The following is a 13,342-nucleotide window of genomic DNA, read 5'->3' as shown; positions in this document are numbered from 1 at the left end:
AAAATTATACACCTCAAACAGATAACGCCAACACTATACGTCGCTCAAAACGCAATTGTCCATATTTTGTCCATGTGAAAAAGGGGGTTTTTGGGCAGGGGGAGTGGGGAAGAGGGCATGGAGCAATGCTGTGGCCTTCAATTATGCGATAGCATAAATTGAGAAAAGAAAAATAATTACCAAATAAATGTTCCTCTTTAGGGGTTAGGGGTATAAAATAAATACCCGCCACTGGCAGGTATTTATCTGACCTATGATGATTGTATTCTAAAATTTTTGTATCACTTACATTTTCTATAAAAATAAAAAAGACCATTGCCTGAGCCATAACCACTGTATAGCTCAGGCAAAATGTGAATGTTAATAGCTTTTTCATTCGAACTATTTTACAGCAAATGCTACTTCCGCATTTTCCCACGCCAGACTCACCGAGTTTTTGTTGATAGCATACATCAGTTTTTCATTAAAGGCCTTCGCTCTCTTAGGTTTCACGTTTACACGCAAGGCATCCTGTGCTGCATCATATTTAAATGCGCCCCATTGATTGGGTACTTTATTAAAGATTATCGTCCATTCGTTGGCATTAGGAATCGTAAAAAGGCCATACTTTCCTGCAGGAAGTGTTTTGCCTTCAATGCTGACATCTTTTGAAAATTCAATAGTGGTAGCCTCGTTAGCACCTGCACGCCATACCTGACCATAAGGCACCAATTTGCCCCATACTTCACGCCCTTTGATAGATGGTTGTCCATAACTGATGGTTACACTCTTTCCATTGATTTCACCACTTGTGGTAGCCGGAGGCGATGGCCGTTTTGATTTATCTTCCTGCGCTGAAATAGTAAAAGATAAGAGAGATAAAGCGAAAAAAATCGCTGCCAGACCCATTTTTTTTGTGTTCTTTTGCATAGCTTTGTTAGACATTTTTAGATTAAAAAATAAGGATTATCGAATTGATGGAACAAAGATATAAGCGGTGTCCTGTTCAAATCTGGTCATGGTCTTTCCAAGTTCATGCAAATTCATTCATCTTTATAAACAATTGATTAACAAGTGATTATTGAATCAGAAGACATATTATTAGCACATTGTAAAAAGCTGATTGAGGAAAAAACAGGTTGGGGGAATAGCGAAAAATGGGCAAATCAGGATTTTGAAGAACTCTCTCAACGCATTTTTGAGGTAACTGCTATTACCCTAAGCCCTACAACTCTGAAAAGAATCTGGGGAAAAGTAAAATATGACTCTGCTCCTACCATTACTACGCTTAATACACTTGCCCAGTTTATAGGTTTTGAACATTGGCGGGCTTTCCGTCAGAGTCATTTTCCGAAAAACGGCAACACTGAACCTGTAACAGTTCAAGCTCACGCAAATGGCAAAACAACTAAAAAAGCCAATAGGCCTTATCTTTTTTCTTTTATACTGCCGCTTCTATTAGTATTAGGTGTTGTAAGCTGGTATTTTCTCTCGAAAGACCAACCTACCCGCTCTCTCATTGACCCTGCTTATTATACATTCAGCAGTAAAAAAATAGTAGCGGTTGGTGTGCCTAACTCGGTTGTTTTTGATTATGACGCTTCTAAAGCCCCCTATGACTCTGTATTTATTCAACAAGACTGGGACCCATCTAAACGGGTAAAGGTTTCTAAAAATCAGCGTCAGCATACTTCTGTTTACTACTACCCGGGTTCGTTTCAGGCAAAACTGGTCATAGGGAATCAGGTGGTACAAGAGCATAATCTATTTATTCAGACAGATGGCTGGTTGCCTTTGATTAACCTAAAGCCTGTTCCGGTATATTTCAAACAGCAAGAGGCCTTGAATGATGGCAAATTAGGCTTATCGGTAGCGCAAATACAGGCACAGAGTATTTCAATGAAACCAACGGCACCGATGGCAGAATATGCTAACCTCAGAGACTTTGGTGATATAAAAACGGATAATTTTGTTTTTGAAACATCTATCAAAAATACTTATCAGGAAGGTGCCTCTGTTTGCCAGTTTACTGACATTGGCTTACTTTGCGAGGGCACTGCTATCATGATACGCCTGTCTGCCAAAGGTTGTATTTCTGACAACAATATCTATTTTATCGACCACAATATCTCAGGCAAAGAACACGACCTTTCTAAATTTGGTGCCGATTTCAAGGATTTTGTAAAAGTCCGGTGCGAATCTGTCAATGGAAAAGTAAAAATATTTGTCGATAACCTGTTGGCTTATGAGTTTCCGTACCAAAGCCCTATCAGCAAAATTATGGGTATTACTTACCGTTTTCAAGGGACAGGGCTGGTAGATCATGTAAAACTATCTAAAGGTGATGGAAAAGTGGCATTTGAAGATAGGTTTGAGAGGTAAGTAGTCTAATATTTTTTAGCACTTCAGCGAGTTTATTCGCTGAAACATGAATTATACGCATTAAAAATCACTTTCATCAATAAACCTCACACATGAAATTTCTTCTTTTTTCTTTCATCTCCCTCAGTATCATGGCACAGGCACAACAAAAACGTCCTCGTGAATTAGGCATTAAAATAGGTGTTATGAAACCCGGCACTAATAATGCGATTACCGATGTAGGAGGCGTAAAGGTTGGACAAATGAGCCTGATTGAAGGAGAAAAAATCCGTACAGGTGTTACGGCTATTATTCCGCATGAAGGCAATCTGTTTCAGGAGAAAGTGCCTGCGGCTATTTTTATTGCCAATGGTTTTGGTAAATTAGCCGGTATCAGTCAGGTGCAGGAATTGGGCAATATTGAAACACCCATTATTCTGACCAATACGCTTTCAGTACCTACTGCGGCCGATGCTGTCATTGATTATACTTTAGCACAGAAAGGTAATGAAAGGGTTAGGTCTGTAAATCCGGTAGTGGGCGAAACAAACGATAGTTTTCTAAACGATATTACAGGCCGACACGTAAAAAAAGAAGATGTATTGAGAGCCATAGAAATAGCTATGCCCGGCAAAGTAGAAGAAGGGAATGTAGGCGCAGGTACAGGTACTATCTGTTTTGCGTGGAAAGGTGGTATCGGAACGGCTTCAAGGGTATTGCCCTCCAAGTCAGGAGGCTATACCGTAGGTGTATTAGTACAAACCAATTTCGGTGGGGTATTACAAATCAATGGAGTGCCTGTGGGCGAAGAACTGAAACAGTATTTTATGAACGACCAGTTGAACGACCCTGCTGATGGCTCTTGTATGATAGTAGTGGCAACAGATGCGCCCTTAACCTCTCGTAACTTAGAAAGATTAGCCAAAAGAGCTATTTTCGGTTTGGCTAAAACCGGAGGAATAGCTTCTAATGGTAGTGGTGATTATGTAATTGCATTTTCGACGGCTAAACAATTACGTGTACCTCACAGCAATCCTACCAAGTTTTATGAAGCAACCGAACTTCGCAACGACGATGTTTCTCCGCTATTTCTGGCAGCCATAGAAGCTACCGAAGAAGCCATCATCAATTCGATGTTTGCTGCCCAGACCACCAAGGGAGCCAATGGTATCATTCAGGCTTTACCTGTAGATAAGGTTTTGGAGTTGAGTAAGAAGTATAATAAGTTGAAATAACCTATCGAGTGTGGCATCTCTATACTCAGCTATAAAATTGGATGGCTTGCTTACTCATTTTACTCCCTAAACTCATAAAAACTCCCAATATACATAAGATAGTCTGCCAAGTGCCCATGCGTGTCACGGCCATGTTCGGTCGAGGTTAGCCGTGCCACGCAGATTTAATTGGCAGCTATCTTTATTTTCTATACCTTTAAGTTCTATTCTATTTTAACCTATACAATGAATTTTCAAGGAAAAACAAAGGAAAATATCCAATACGATGCGATTGTGGTAGGCTCGGGTATTTCGGGCGGCTGGTCGGCTAAAGAACTCTGCGAAAAAGGATTAAAAGTGCTGCTATTAGAGCGTGGGCGTATGATAGAACACATAACTGATTATATTACTGCCAATAAAGACCCCTGGGATTTTCCGCACCACGATTTACAGATGCCTAATGATTTGCTGAAAAACTATCCGGTACAAAACCGGACAGGCTTTGCCATCATGGAGTCAACCCATCATCATTTCGTAAATGATTTAGAGAATCCTTATATAGAAGAAAAACCTTTCGACTGGATACGTGGCTATCATGTTGGGGGACGCTCATTGATGTGGGGGCGTTATTCGTTCCGCTTTTCAGACCTTGATTTTGAGGCCAATGCCAAAGAAGGAATTGCAACCGACTGGCCTATCCGGTATAAAGATATAGCTCCGTGGTACGATTACGTAGAGAAATTTGCAGGCATTGCCGGAAACCGTGACGGACTCCCACACTTACCCGACGGGCATTTTCAGCCGGCTATGCCAGATAACTGTATTGAATCACATTTCAGAAATAGTGTCAATAGCAACTTCCAAGACCGGAGAGTAATATCGGCACGTGCGGCACACTTGACTGCACCCACCGAAGAACAAACAGCTTTAGGGCGTGCCAGTTGCCAGTATCGGAATCGTTGTATGCGAGGTTGTCCGTTTGGGGCTTATTTTAGCACGCAATCGGCTACTTTACCTGCTGCCCGACGCACAGGTAATCTTACACTTAGGCCTCATTCCATTGTCAATTCAATTATTTATAATGAAAAATCGGGTAAGGCTACAGGGGTAAGAGTTATCGACGAGCAAACCAATGAATGGCTGGAGTTTTCGGCAAAAATCATTTTCCTGAATGCTTCTGCTTTAGGCTCTACTTTTATTCTGATGAATTCTACCTCTAACCGTTTTCCGAATGGAATGGATGATAGCGGACAATTGGGTCATAACCTGATGGACCATCATTTTCATGTAGGAGCCACGGCTGATTATCAGAAAGATTTAGATAAGATATACTATGGTCGCCATCCTGCGGGCTTGTATGTACCCAGATTCCGTAATCTGCCCGGTGCAGAGAAACAGCCTTTTAACAGAGGGTATGGTTTTGAAGTATATACCTGGCGTGATGGCTGGCAACACTCAATGGATATGGACGGAATGGGAGCTGAATTTAAAGAAAAAGTAGCTACCTTTGGCGACTGGAAAATGATACTGGATGCCTTTGGTGAGTGTATGCCTTATTATGACAATAAAGTAACGCTTACTACTGAGAAAAAAGACAAATGGGGACAACCTGTGTTGAAAATGGATGTGCATTATAGAGAAAATGAGGCCCTGATGCGCAAAGATGCCAAGGAACAGGCTGTTGCCATGATGGAAAAAGCAGGTTTCTCTAATATTGAAGCCTTTGACCAACAAGCACACCCCGGTCTGAGTATCCACGAAATGGGAACGGCCCGTATGGGTACAGATGTCAAAAACTCTGTATTTAATCAATACAACCAGCACCATATAGTGAAGAACGTTTTTTGTACCGATGGAGCGTGCATGACCTCTTCACCCTGTCAGAATCCATCCTTGACTTATATGGCTCTTTCAGCCCGTGCTGCTGATTATGCTGTAGCTGAATTGAAAAGAGGGAATCTTTAATTATATGGAGAAAGGAACAGGGAAACCGAAAAATGTAAAATGAAAAACAGAAAAATGTAAAAGGGACTCTAATGTGAATATCGATTGATTAGATTATTTTTCTTCTTCAATCCTTTTACATTTTACATTTCTCGGTTTTACCGGGCGGCGTTCCGCATTTTTCTGTTTAAAAAACCATTCTCCTTTTACCAGAACAAAAAACTACCTTTTATTTAATATTAATTATAAACCTAAATGCTTCTTATGAAAAAAATTGTTCTGTTTTGCTGTTTATTTGGCAGTACTACTGCTTTTGCCCAATCTTTTATTCCTGCTTTTGACCGTTTCTCGGGCAAAGAAGTTGCCTACATCAATTTAGAAGATGGTACCAAAGTTGAAGGAACCATTGATGATATTGACCGTAAAAAAGGGTTGATTGAAGAAATTGTAATTTTACCTACGGGTGAAAAGAAAAAGCGTAAGATTAAAGCCGAAGACATCAAAACCATGTATCTGCCTGCAAGTGGTTACAACAAATTTGTTAACTCTTCTGAGCAGACTTTCAATGCCCAGAAATGGAAAGACAACAACGTAAATATGGAAATCATTAACAAAGGATATGCCTATTTCGAGAAGTCAACTGTAGGCATCAAGAAAGATGTTGAAACCTTATTGATGCAGGTAGTAAATCCGTCGTTCAGCCAGAAAATTAAAGTTTACCATGACCCTCGTGCACAGGAATCTATGCGGTTTGGTGTAGCAGGCATTACTATGGCCGGAGGCGACGATAAATCCTATTATGTAAAAGTAGGAGACGCAGCCGCTGTAAAAATCAAAAAAAGTGACTATGACCAGGCATACCTGGGTTTATACAAAGATTGCCCTGCTTTATTGAAAAAAATTAAAGACGACCATCGTTGGGTAAAATTCGACGAACATTTGTGGGCTTATACTACTGAGTGTAATTAAAAGATTGGAGAATGGGTAAAGGAACCAGTAAAAAGTCTTTTTCTTTGTTCCTTTTTCGTTTAACAAGCGTGCCGTGGTTTAGAACCACGGCACGCTTGCTATATAGGGGTGTTAATCATTAGAATTGTCATTAGTAAAGTCCAATAAAGACTTTAACAAATATTAACAGCATACGAGATTCGTTTCTGACAATTCAGTTCTGAATATTTCGTTTCTGCATGAAACCACCATTTTAAATTTATACAATTATGAAAAAAACCGCATTACTTTTGTGTCTCTTTGCTTACACAACTATTTCGGCTTCAGCCCAGTTATTCGCACCTGCTTTTGATTTTCCTTCAAACGTTTCAGGCAAAAAACCAGCTTACCTTACTATGGCAGACGGCACAAAAATAGAAGGTACTATCAGTACTGTTACGATGAAAAACGGGCTTATTTCCTCAATCAACATTACTCCTAAAGGAGCAGGAAAAAAGATACTCTTAAAAGCTGATGCTATTGCGAATATCTATGTGCCTTTAAGTGATTTCGCCAAACTCGACAACTCTATTAATGAGGCATTTAATAAGCATGTATTAAATAAGGATGTCAATGCTGATATTATTGGCGAAGGCTATCTCTATTTTGAAAAAGCTCAGGTAGTGAAAAAAGACAAGGTAGAAGAACTATTATTACAGTTACTCAATCCTTCTTTCAGCGCAAAAATAAAGGTTTATCATTTCCCGCTCTCTGTCGTAACCATGAGTACTGAAGTAAAAGGCGTAACTATTACTCATGATGAAAGTAAATCGTATTTTATCAAAGTGGGTGATGCTACCGCAGTAAAACTGAATAAAAGAGATTATAACGAGGCCTATGCGGCCCTGTACAAAGATTGCCCAACTATGCTCACAAAATTAAAAGACAACCACCGCTGGTCAAAATTCGATGAGCATTTATGGGTTTATCATTCGGAATGTAATTAAAAAGATTGGAAAATGGTAAAAGGAACAAGGAGGAATGTTAACAGAAAATGCGGAACGCCGCCCGGTAAAACCGAGAAATGTACAATGTAAAAGGTTGTTTATATTGTATCTTATCCCTTTTTCGGTTTTACAGCAACGGCTGCCGCATTTAAAATTTTACATTTTTCGGTTCAAAACCTAAGCGTGCCACGGCCTTCCTCGAACGGGTATAGCCGTGGCACGCTTGATATTACTTCTGGCTCGCCCGATATTTATCCCAGAATTCAAATTGAGGTTTGAAAGGCAAGGCTTCTGTTTTGGGTGTGTCGCCAAATATCATTGCTTGCGGATTTTTGGCATCAAATGCTTTCCATTCCGGTAAACCTTTGCCGTTGGGATTACCTGTTTTGGCAAAATTTACCCAATAAGATGACATCTGGTCTTCTAATTTTCTGTCAACTTCTGTAAAAGGTCTGTCCCAGTTTCTTAAAGTGTGTAAGGCATAACCAAACTCTGCCGAATGGAATGCGCCAAAATCAGGTTTATCAGAATGCTGTGGCGGTACGTGTTTGAAGAAATACAAATAAGATTTATTCTTTTCGTAAGAAGATTGTAGTTTAGCCCATGTATAATTCTGCCAGGCAAAAAGCAGGTGTCCTCCTACATCCAATTGTGATTCTTTAGCCTCTGCCTCGGTATTAGCAGGATATACTTTCAGGAAATCATTGGCAAAAATACCGTATTTCTTTTCGGCATCGGCTTTAAACTCTGCTGCTGTCAAAGTTTTAGGCGACGGAAATCTGTCTCCTGCATTCCAGCCTGTTAGTAAGGGTACATCATTTTGCTTGCGATTGGCAAAAATACTGTACATATCGCCTACAATCACATAATTATCCAATACCGGACTGGTAATACCACCCCCTGCTTTCAGGATTTCTTCTGCTGATTTAGCTCTTAAATCAGCTATTGAATTAGCCTGTAATTTTTGCGCAAAAGCCACGCCTGTTTGCTCGGCATCAGTTATCGATTTCATTCGAAGAGAAATACCAAACATACCCCCACTCTCGGCAATAGCTCTATGAAATAAGCCTTGCGCTAAAGGCGACGCCATCAGTACATTTACACTAAATGCCCCTGCTGATTGTCCTGATAAGGTTACATTATTGGGGTCTCCACCAAAGGCCGCTATGTTTTTCTTTACCCAATCAAAAGCGGCAATCTGGTCAAGAAAAGCATAGTTTCCTACACCTCTGCCATAGTTTTCTTTGGTTAAGTCAGGGTGAGCTAAAAAACCAAATACTCCTACACGATAATTAATGGTTACGAATACTACTCCTTTTTTAGCTAACTCTTCTCCATCATACAAAGGCACAGACCCTGAACCGCTCGAAAATCCTCCGCCATGAATCCATACAATTACAGGTCTTTTCTCGTTGGCCGATTTCGCCGCTGTCCACACATTCAGGTATAAACAATCTTCGCTCAGTGGCTCCGGTGGTGCCAGAAACTCAGTTGTATACATCATAAAAGGAGCGGGTTTAGGCTGCATAGCACTGGCCGAAAACGTATCACATTTGCGTACGCCCTGCCAGTTGGCAACAGGTTGTGGAGCCCGCCAGCGCAATTCGCCCACAGGGGGTGCCGCAAACGGAATTCCTTTAAAAACATTTACTTCATTGCTATATATACCCGATATCATACCGTTCTGCGTACGCACGGTTTCAAAAGGGGCTTTTGATTGCGCCTTCGCCAAAAAGGTAATCAGGCACAGAAATAGAATTTTCTTCATAGGTTATATTAAGGTTTGATTGTACGATTTTTCAGCAGTAAAAATGCCGTATCCTTTCGGGCAAGCTCCGGGTTATACTGCTTGTTCCAATCAAGATTTCCGATAATCAGGTCATCATCGCCATCGCCGTCAATATCTCCGGCATCCATTGTCAGCCACTTACCCGCATTTACTTCTTTAATAGTATAGGGTTTGAAGTTAAACTTTCCCTGACTTTCCAGATAGACAAAGCCTTCTTGCGGCTGGTTTTTCTTATCCGGGAAATACGAAATAGTCGCAATATCGATATCGCCATCTTTATCAAAATCTCTGGCAATAGCTTTATAACAGCCATTAATCGGGAAGAAGAATGCTTGCCTGAACTGATTTTTACCGTTGTTGAGATAAGCATACACCCCATGATAATTTTTCATCAGATGCCTTGTCAAATCTGCGTTATCTCCGTTTACATACAAAATATCTTTGTAGCCATCTTTATTTAAATCGATTAATTCAAAATAACTTGAGCCATAGACTGAAGGAAAACGCAAAATCTCTTTTGTATCAAATTCTCCGTTACCTTTATTCATCAAGAGAAAGATGCCCTCCTGAGCCTGGGCAAACAGCACCCATATATCAGGTAAACCATCTTTATTTTCGTCGGTGATATAGGCTTTGATAGCCCCCGGCAACTCTCTGATTACCTTCTTTGTATATCCCTTACCCTGCATATTTTTATACCAGGCCAATACCCCTTTTGTATTTCCGAAACTACAAATTAACTGGTCTTTATAGCCATCATTGTCTAAATCGACTGCTATGCTTTGTACAGGTCGTTGCAGGCTGTCTATCAGGGCTTTGCTTTGGGCTGTAGCATTAAAATCCAATAGTTTTCCCTTCTTTAAGTCATTGGGGTGCATTAGTCCTATGCTTGTTAAAAAACCACTGCGAGTACCCGGCTTTTTCAGATCTTCTCTAAAATCTATGTCCACAATAGTTGCCTTCAGCTTTCTTGATGAAACAGGTTTCAGGTTTTTATCAAATACATTGAGTGAACTATCAAAATAACTGGCTTCATAAAGTTGTTGATTCCCCTCATCAATCTTTAGATAAGAGGTAGCAGGGAAACCATTTTTCTGCACTTGCCTGGCCGAAACATCAAACAAGGCACTGATTTCAGTAACTGAGGGACGGTTCTGTGGGGCGATTTTCTGCGGTGCTTTTTCGGCATAGTAGGCAACAATCTTTCCCCAATCTTCAACACTCATGACTGCCTTGCTAACCAGATAGCTTGAGTCTCCTTGCTTTTCCTGTTGAATGTCAGGGTACACTGCTCCACCAACTATCTGAAAGCCTGATTGTACAGCCATTTCAGGCAATACATTTTTCTCCCATGTATCTTTATCTAATAATTCAGGTTCAGGAAAAAGGTGGCAGGAGGCACAATGCACTTTGGCTAATTCTTCACCACTTTGTTGAGAAGCCTCTTTTTTATACTGGCAACTAATAATGAATAATAAACTTAGGAAAGTAAAAGAGCTTATTATCCGAAAGAATTTCATTAGTACAGGTTGAGTTTATTGATAAAATTAACCTCTCCGATGTGATGCCGGAGAGGTTAGGAGAATTTGTGTTATTGCATTATTTGAGTTTTTTAGTCCTTTGGCTTGTGCCTTCGACCGTGCATTGGAATCAAAAAACTATATACTCTTCTTCTTCAATTCGTTAACGGCAAAGCTTGCTGCACGAGCGGTTAGTGCCATATAGGTCAATGATGGGTTTACGCAAGAAGCCGAAACCATTGCTGCTCCATCGGTTACAAATACGTTTGGCACACCCCACACCTGGTTGTTGCTATTCAATACAGATGTTTTAGGATCACGACCCATACGGGCTGTACCCATTTCGTGAATGGCCATACCCAAGTAAGAGCCGTTGTCGTAGCTACGTACGTTTTTCACACCTGCACTTTCCAACATTTCTTTGGCATCGTTCTGCATATCAATACGCATCTTCTTCTCGTTTTCTTTCAACTCAGCATCGAAAACTACCAATGGCATCCCCCATTTATCTTTTTCGGTTGGGTGTAAATACATGCGGTTTTCGTGGTAAGGCAAAGTTTCTCCAAAACCACTTAGCCCCATTGTCCATAAACCCGGTTTGGTTACTTCGTTTTTGTAGTCAGCACCGAAGCTCAATTCAGCCACGTTACGCTGCCAACCCTGACGACCTGCGCCTGCCCCACCCTGATAACCAAAACCACGGATATAATCACGTTTATCGTTACCGATGTTACGATAGCGAGGTACATAAATACCATTGGCACGACGGCCATACGAATATTTATCCAAATCACCATCCCAAACACCCGAAGCACCTATCTTGAAATGGTGATCCATCAGGTTATGACCTAACTCCCCTGAATCATTACCTAATCCATTTGGATAACGGTTTGATTTTGAGTTCAATAAAACAGCCGTTGAACCTAAGGCACTACCACAAACAAAAATCACTTTGGCAAAATATTCAGTTTGTTGCAAGGTTACCGCATCGGTTACTTTCACACCTGTTGCACGTTTTTTATTTTCATCGTACATAATTTCAGTTACTACCGAATCAGGGCGTAAGGTCAAACGACCTGTTTTAGCCGCCGGAGGAAGCGTACACGATTGTGTACTGAAATAAGCACCAAACGGACAGCCCAAAGAGCATTTGTTACGATATTGACACGAAGCACGACCGACACCTAATTGTGCCTTAGCCGCCTCTGAAAGGTTAGCTACACGACCAATAGTCATATGACGACCCGGGAAATTTTTCTCAATGCGTTTACGCACCTCTTTCTCAACGGCATACATTTCCATCGGAGGTAGAAACTCACTGTCAGGCAACTGCGGTAAGTTCAATTTTTCTCCTGAGATACCTACAAATTTCTCTACATAAGAATACCACGGAGCTATATCTTTATAACGGATAGGCCAGTCAATGGCGATACCATCTTTTAGATTTGCTTCAAAATCTATATCACTTAAACGATATGACTGACGTCCCCACATAATTGATTTACCACCCACAATATTCGGACGGAACCAGTCGAATCTTTTATCTTCTTTATACATCGAATCTGAATCGTTCATCCAGTATTTCTCTGTCATTTCATTATAAGGATAATCGCGCGATAATTTCGGATGCGATTCTTTCTGAGCAATCGTCAATCTTCCGTTATATTGCATCTGCCAAGGGTCTTTCATGGCATTTTCGTATCCTGTTACGTGTTCTAATTGCTTTCCTTTTTCAAGCATGATTACACGTAACCCTTTTTCTGTTAATTCTTTGGCAGCCCAACCTCCGGTTACACCCGAACCAATGATAATAGCATCGTAGGTCTGGGCTTTAATAGCATCTATATTTAAGTTCATTTTTGTCTGTAAATTTTATCTGTGAATAGGTTAACAATTAAATAGCCCAAGCCTTTTGACCCGGTTTATATGGGGCAGAACCATCAAATCTACCCGGAATTGGCAAGTATTCCAATGCTTGTGTAGCACCTATTTCAGAAGTAAAATAACCTACGGTTGTTAGTTCTTTCATTCTTAGGAAGAAAGGTTTATCATTTGTCATCGACAATTTTACCATTTCGTTCTTTTCAGGTATGCTCAAATCCATGAAGCCTTTACCAAATTTAGCTTTGCTGTCGGCATCTAATTTAGCCAGACCTGCATAGAATTTATCCTGGTCGTCTTTCACATAACAATCACGCATGACTCTGATGATAAACTTCTCTGCTCCGGCGGCTTTAGCACCCGGGGTGTCAGTTGTTGGAATGATGATGTCGGCTACCTCGGCAATTAATGCCTCTTGTCCGGCAGTAGTCATTACGCTTTCGCCTGTATTCAGTACTTGTCCCATTACACCGGCAATTACCGGCGGAGACAATACCCCTCCTACTAACAGGAAAAGTCTCTGAACAGCTTCTCTACGATTCATTCTTGATAAGGTTAATAAATTGGATAATGTTGTTAAAAATATATTTAGTGCTTGTTGGTGACTGTTTTGAACTTTGATTTAGCTGATTAACCTGATTACTTTGATTTATTTGTGATTAAGCATCAGCGAAATCCTCGAATCAGGTAAATCAAAGTTCAAAACAATTAATCACTCAT

11 protein-coding genes are annotated in these 13,342 nt (G+C 40.5%); 5 read left to right on the top strand and 6 right to left on the bottom strand.

What is annotated here, in order from left to right; all coding sequences use genetic code 11:
- Positions 1-13: 13 nt before the first annotated feature.
- Positions 14-376 carry a hypothetical protein gene (locus tag EWM59_RS05885; protein ID WP_130020013.1) on the bottom strand — a complete coding sequence of 121 codons (363 nt, stop codon included), beginning with the start codon at positions 374-376 and terminating at the stop codon, positions 14-16.
- A 5-nt stretch (positions 377-381) separates the two neighbouring features.
- Positions 382-909 carry a DUF2911 domain-containing protein gene (locus EWM59_RS05880; protein WP_229239286.1) on the bottom strand — a complete coding sequence of 176 codons (528 nt, stop codon included), beginning with the start codon at positions 907-909 and terminating at the stop codon, positions 382-384.
- 144 nt (positions 910-1,053) lie between these two features.
- Here EWM59_RS05880 and EWM59_RS05875 point away from each other — a divergent pair, with 144 nt between their 5' ends.
- From EWM59_RS05875 to EWM59_RS05855, 5 genes are all read left to right on the top strand, one after another.
- Positions 1,054-2,361, top strand: coding sequence for a hypothetical protein (locus EWM59_RS05875; RefSeq protein ID WP_130020012.1), 1,308 nt, complete (start codon positions 1,054-1,056; stop codon positions 2,359-2,361).
- A 92-nt stretch (positions 2,362-2,453) separates the two neighbouring features.
- Entirely contained in the window at positions 2,454-3,575 is a 1,122-nt protein-coding gene (locus EWM59_RS05870) for a P1 family peptidase (RefSeq protein WP_130020011.1), read from the top strand.
- A 225-nt stretch (positions 3,576-3,800) separates the two neighbouring features.
- Entirely contained in the window at positions 3,801-5,519 is a 1,719-nt protein-coding gene (locus EWM59_RS05865) for a GMC oxidoreductase (RefSeq protein WP_130020010.1), read from the top strand.
- A 243-nt stretch (positions 5,520-5,762) separates the two neighbouring features.
- Entirely contained in the window at positions 5,763-6,467 is a 705-nt protein-coding gene (locus EWM59_RS05860) for a hypothetical protein (RefSeq protein ID WP_130020009.1), read from the top strand.
- A gap of 248 nt (positions 6,468-6,715) precedes the next feature.
- On the top strand, positions 6,716-7,432 hold the full coding sequence (locus EWM59_RS05855; RefSeq protein ID WP_130020008.1) for a hypothetical protein: 717 nt from the start codon (positions 6,716-6,718) through the stop codon (positions 7,430-7,432).
- A 229-nt stretch (positions 7,433-7,661) separates the two neighbouring features.
- Here EWM59_RS05855 and EWM59_RS05850 read toward each other — a convergent pair whose 3' ends face one another.
- From EWM59_RS05850 to EWM59_RS05835, 4 genes are all read right to left on the bottom strand, one after another.
- On the bottom strand, positions 7,662-9,200 hold the full coding sequence (locus tag EWM59_RS05850; RefSeq protein ID WP_130020007.1) for a carboxylesterase/lipase family protein: 1,539 nt from the start codon (positions 9,198-9,200) through the stop codon (positions 7,662-7,664).
- Between the two features lie 8 nt (positions 9,201-9,208).
- Entirely contained in the window at positions 9,209-10,741 is a 1,533-nt protein-coding gene (locus EWM59_RS05845) for an FG-GAP repeat domain-containing protein (protein WP_130020006.1), read from the bottom strand.
- A gap of 138 nt (positions 10,742-10,879) precedes the next feature.
- Complete coding sequence (locus EWM59_RS05840) at positions 10,880-12,598, bottom strand: GMC oxidoreductase (RefSeq protein ID WP_130020005.1); 1,719 nt, start codon at positions 12,596-12,598, stop codon at positions 10,880-10,882.
- Positions 12,599-12,635: 37 nt separating this feature from the next.
- Positions 12,636-13,166, bottom strand: coding sequence for a gluconate 2-dehydrogenase subunit 3 family protein (locus tag EWM59_RS05835; protein WP_130020004.1), 531 nt, complete (start codon positions 13,164-13,166; stop codon positions 12,636-12,638).
- Between the last annotated feature and the right edge of the window lie 176 nt (positions 13,167-13,342).

Origin of the sequence: Emticicia agri, assembly GCF_004168285.1 — a bacterium.
Lineage (GTDB): Bacteria > Bacteroidota > Bacteroidia > Cytophagales > Spirosomataceae > Emticicia > Emticicia agri.
This window is presented reverse-complemented; position numbering and strand designations above follow the sequence as displayed.

Excerpts from the sequence above, each read along its gene's own strand:
- EWM59_RS05885 (WP_130020013.1), bottom strand. The coding sequence starts at position 376 with ATGAAAAAGCTATTAACATTCACATTTTGCCTGAGCTATACAGTGGTT.
- EWM59_RS05880 (WP_229239286.1), bottom strand. The coding sequence starts at position 909 with ATGCAAAAGAACACAAAAAAAATGGGTCTGGCAGCGATTTTTTTCGCT.
- EWM59_RS05870 (WP_130020011.1), top strand. The coding sequence starts at position 2,454 with ATGAAATTTCTTCTTTTTTCTTTCATCTCCCTCAGTATCATGGCACAG.
- EWM59_RS05865 (WP_130020010.1), top strand. The coding sequence starts at position 3,801 with ATGAATTTTCAAGGAAAAACAAAGGAAAATATCCAATACGATGCGATT.
- EWM59_RS05860 (WP_130020009.1), top strand. The coding sequence starts at position 5,763 with ATGAAAAAAATTGTTCTGTTTTGCTGTTTATTTGGCAGTACTACTGCT.
- EWM59_RS05855 (WP_130020008.1), top strand. The coding sequence starts at position 6,716 with ATGAAAAAAACCGCATTACTTTTGTGTCTCTTTGCTTACACAACTATT.
- EWM59_RS05850 (WP_130020007.1), bottom strand. The coding sequence starts at position 9,200 with ATGAAGAAAATTCTATTTCTGTGCCTGATTACCTTTTTGGCGAAGGCG.
- EWM59_RS05845 (WP_130020006.1), bottom strand. The coding sequence starts at position 10,741 with ATGAAATTCTTTCGGATAATAAGCTCTTTTACTTTCCTAAGTTTATTA.
- EWM59_RS05840 (WP_130020005.1), bottom strand. The coding sequence starts at position 12,598 with ATGAACTTAAATATAGATGCTATTAAAGCCCAGACCTACGATGCTATT.
- EWM59_RS05835 (WP_130020004.1), bottom strand. The coding sequence starts at position 13,166 with ATGAATCGTAGAGAAGCTGTTCAGAGACTTTTCCTGTTAGTAGGAGGG.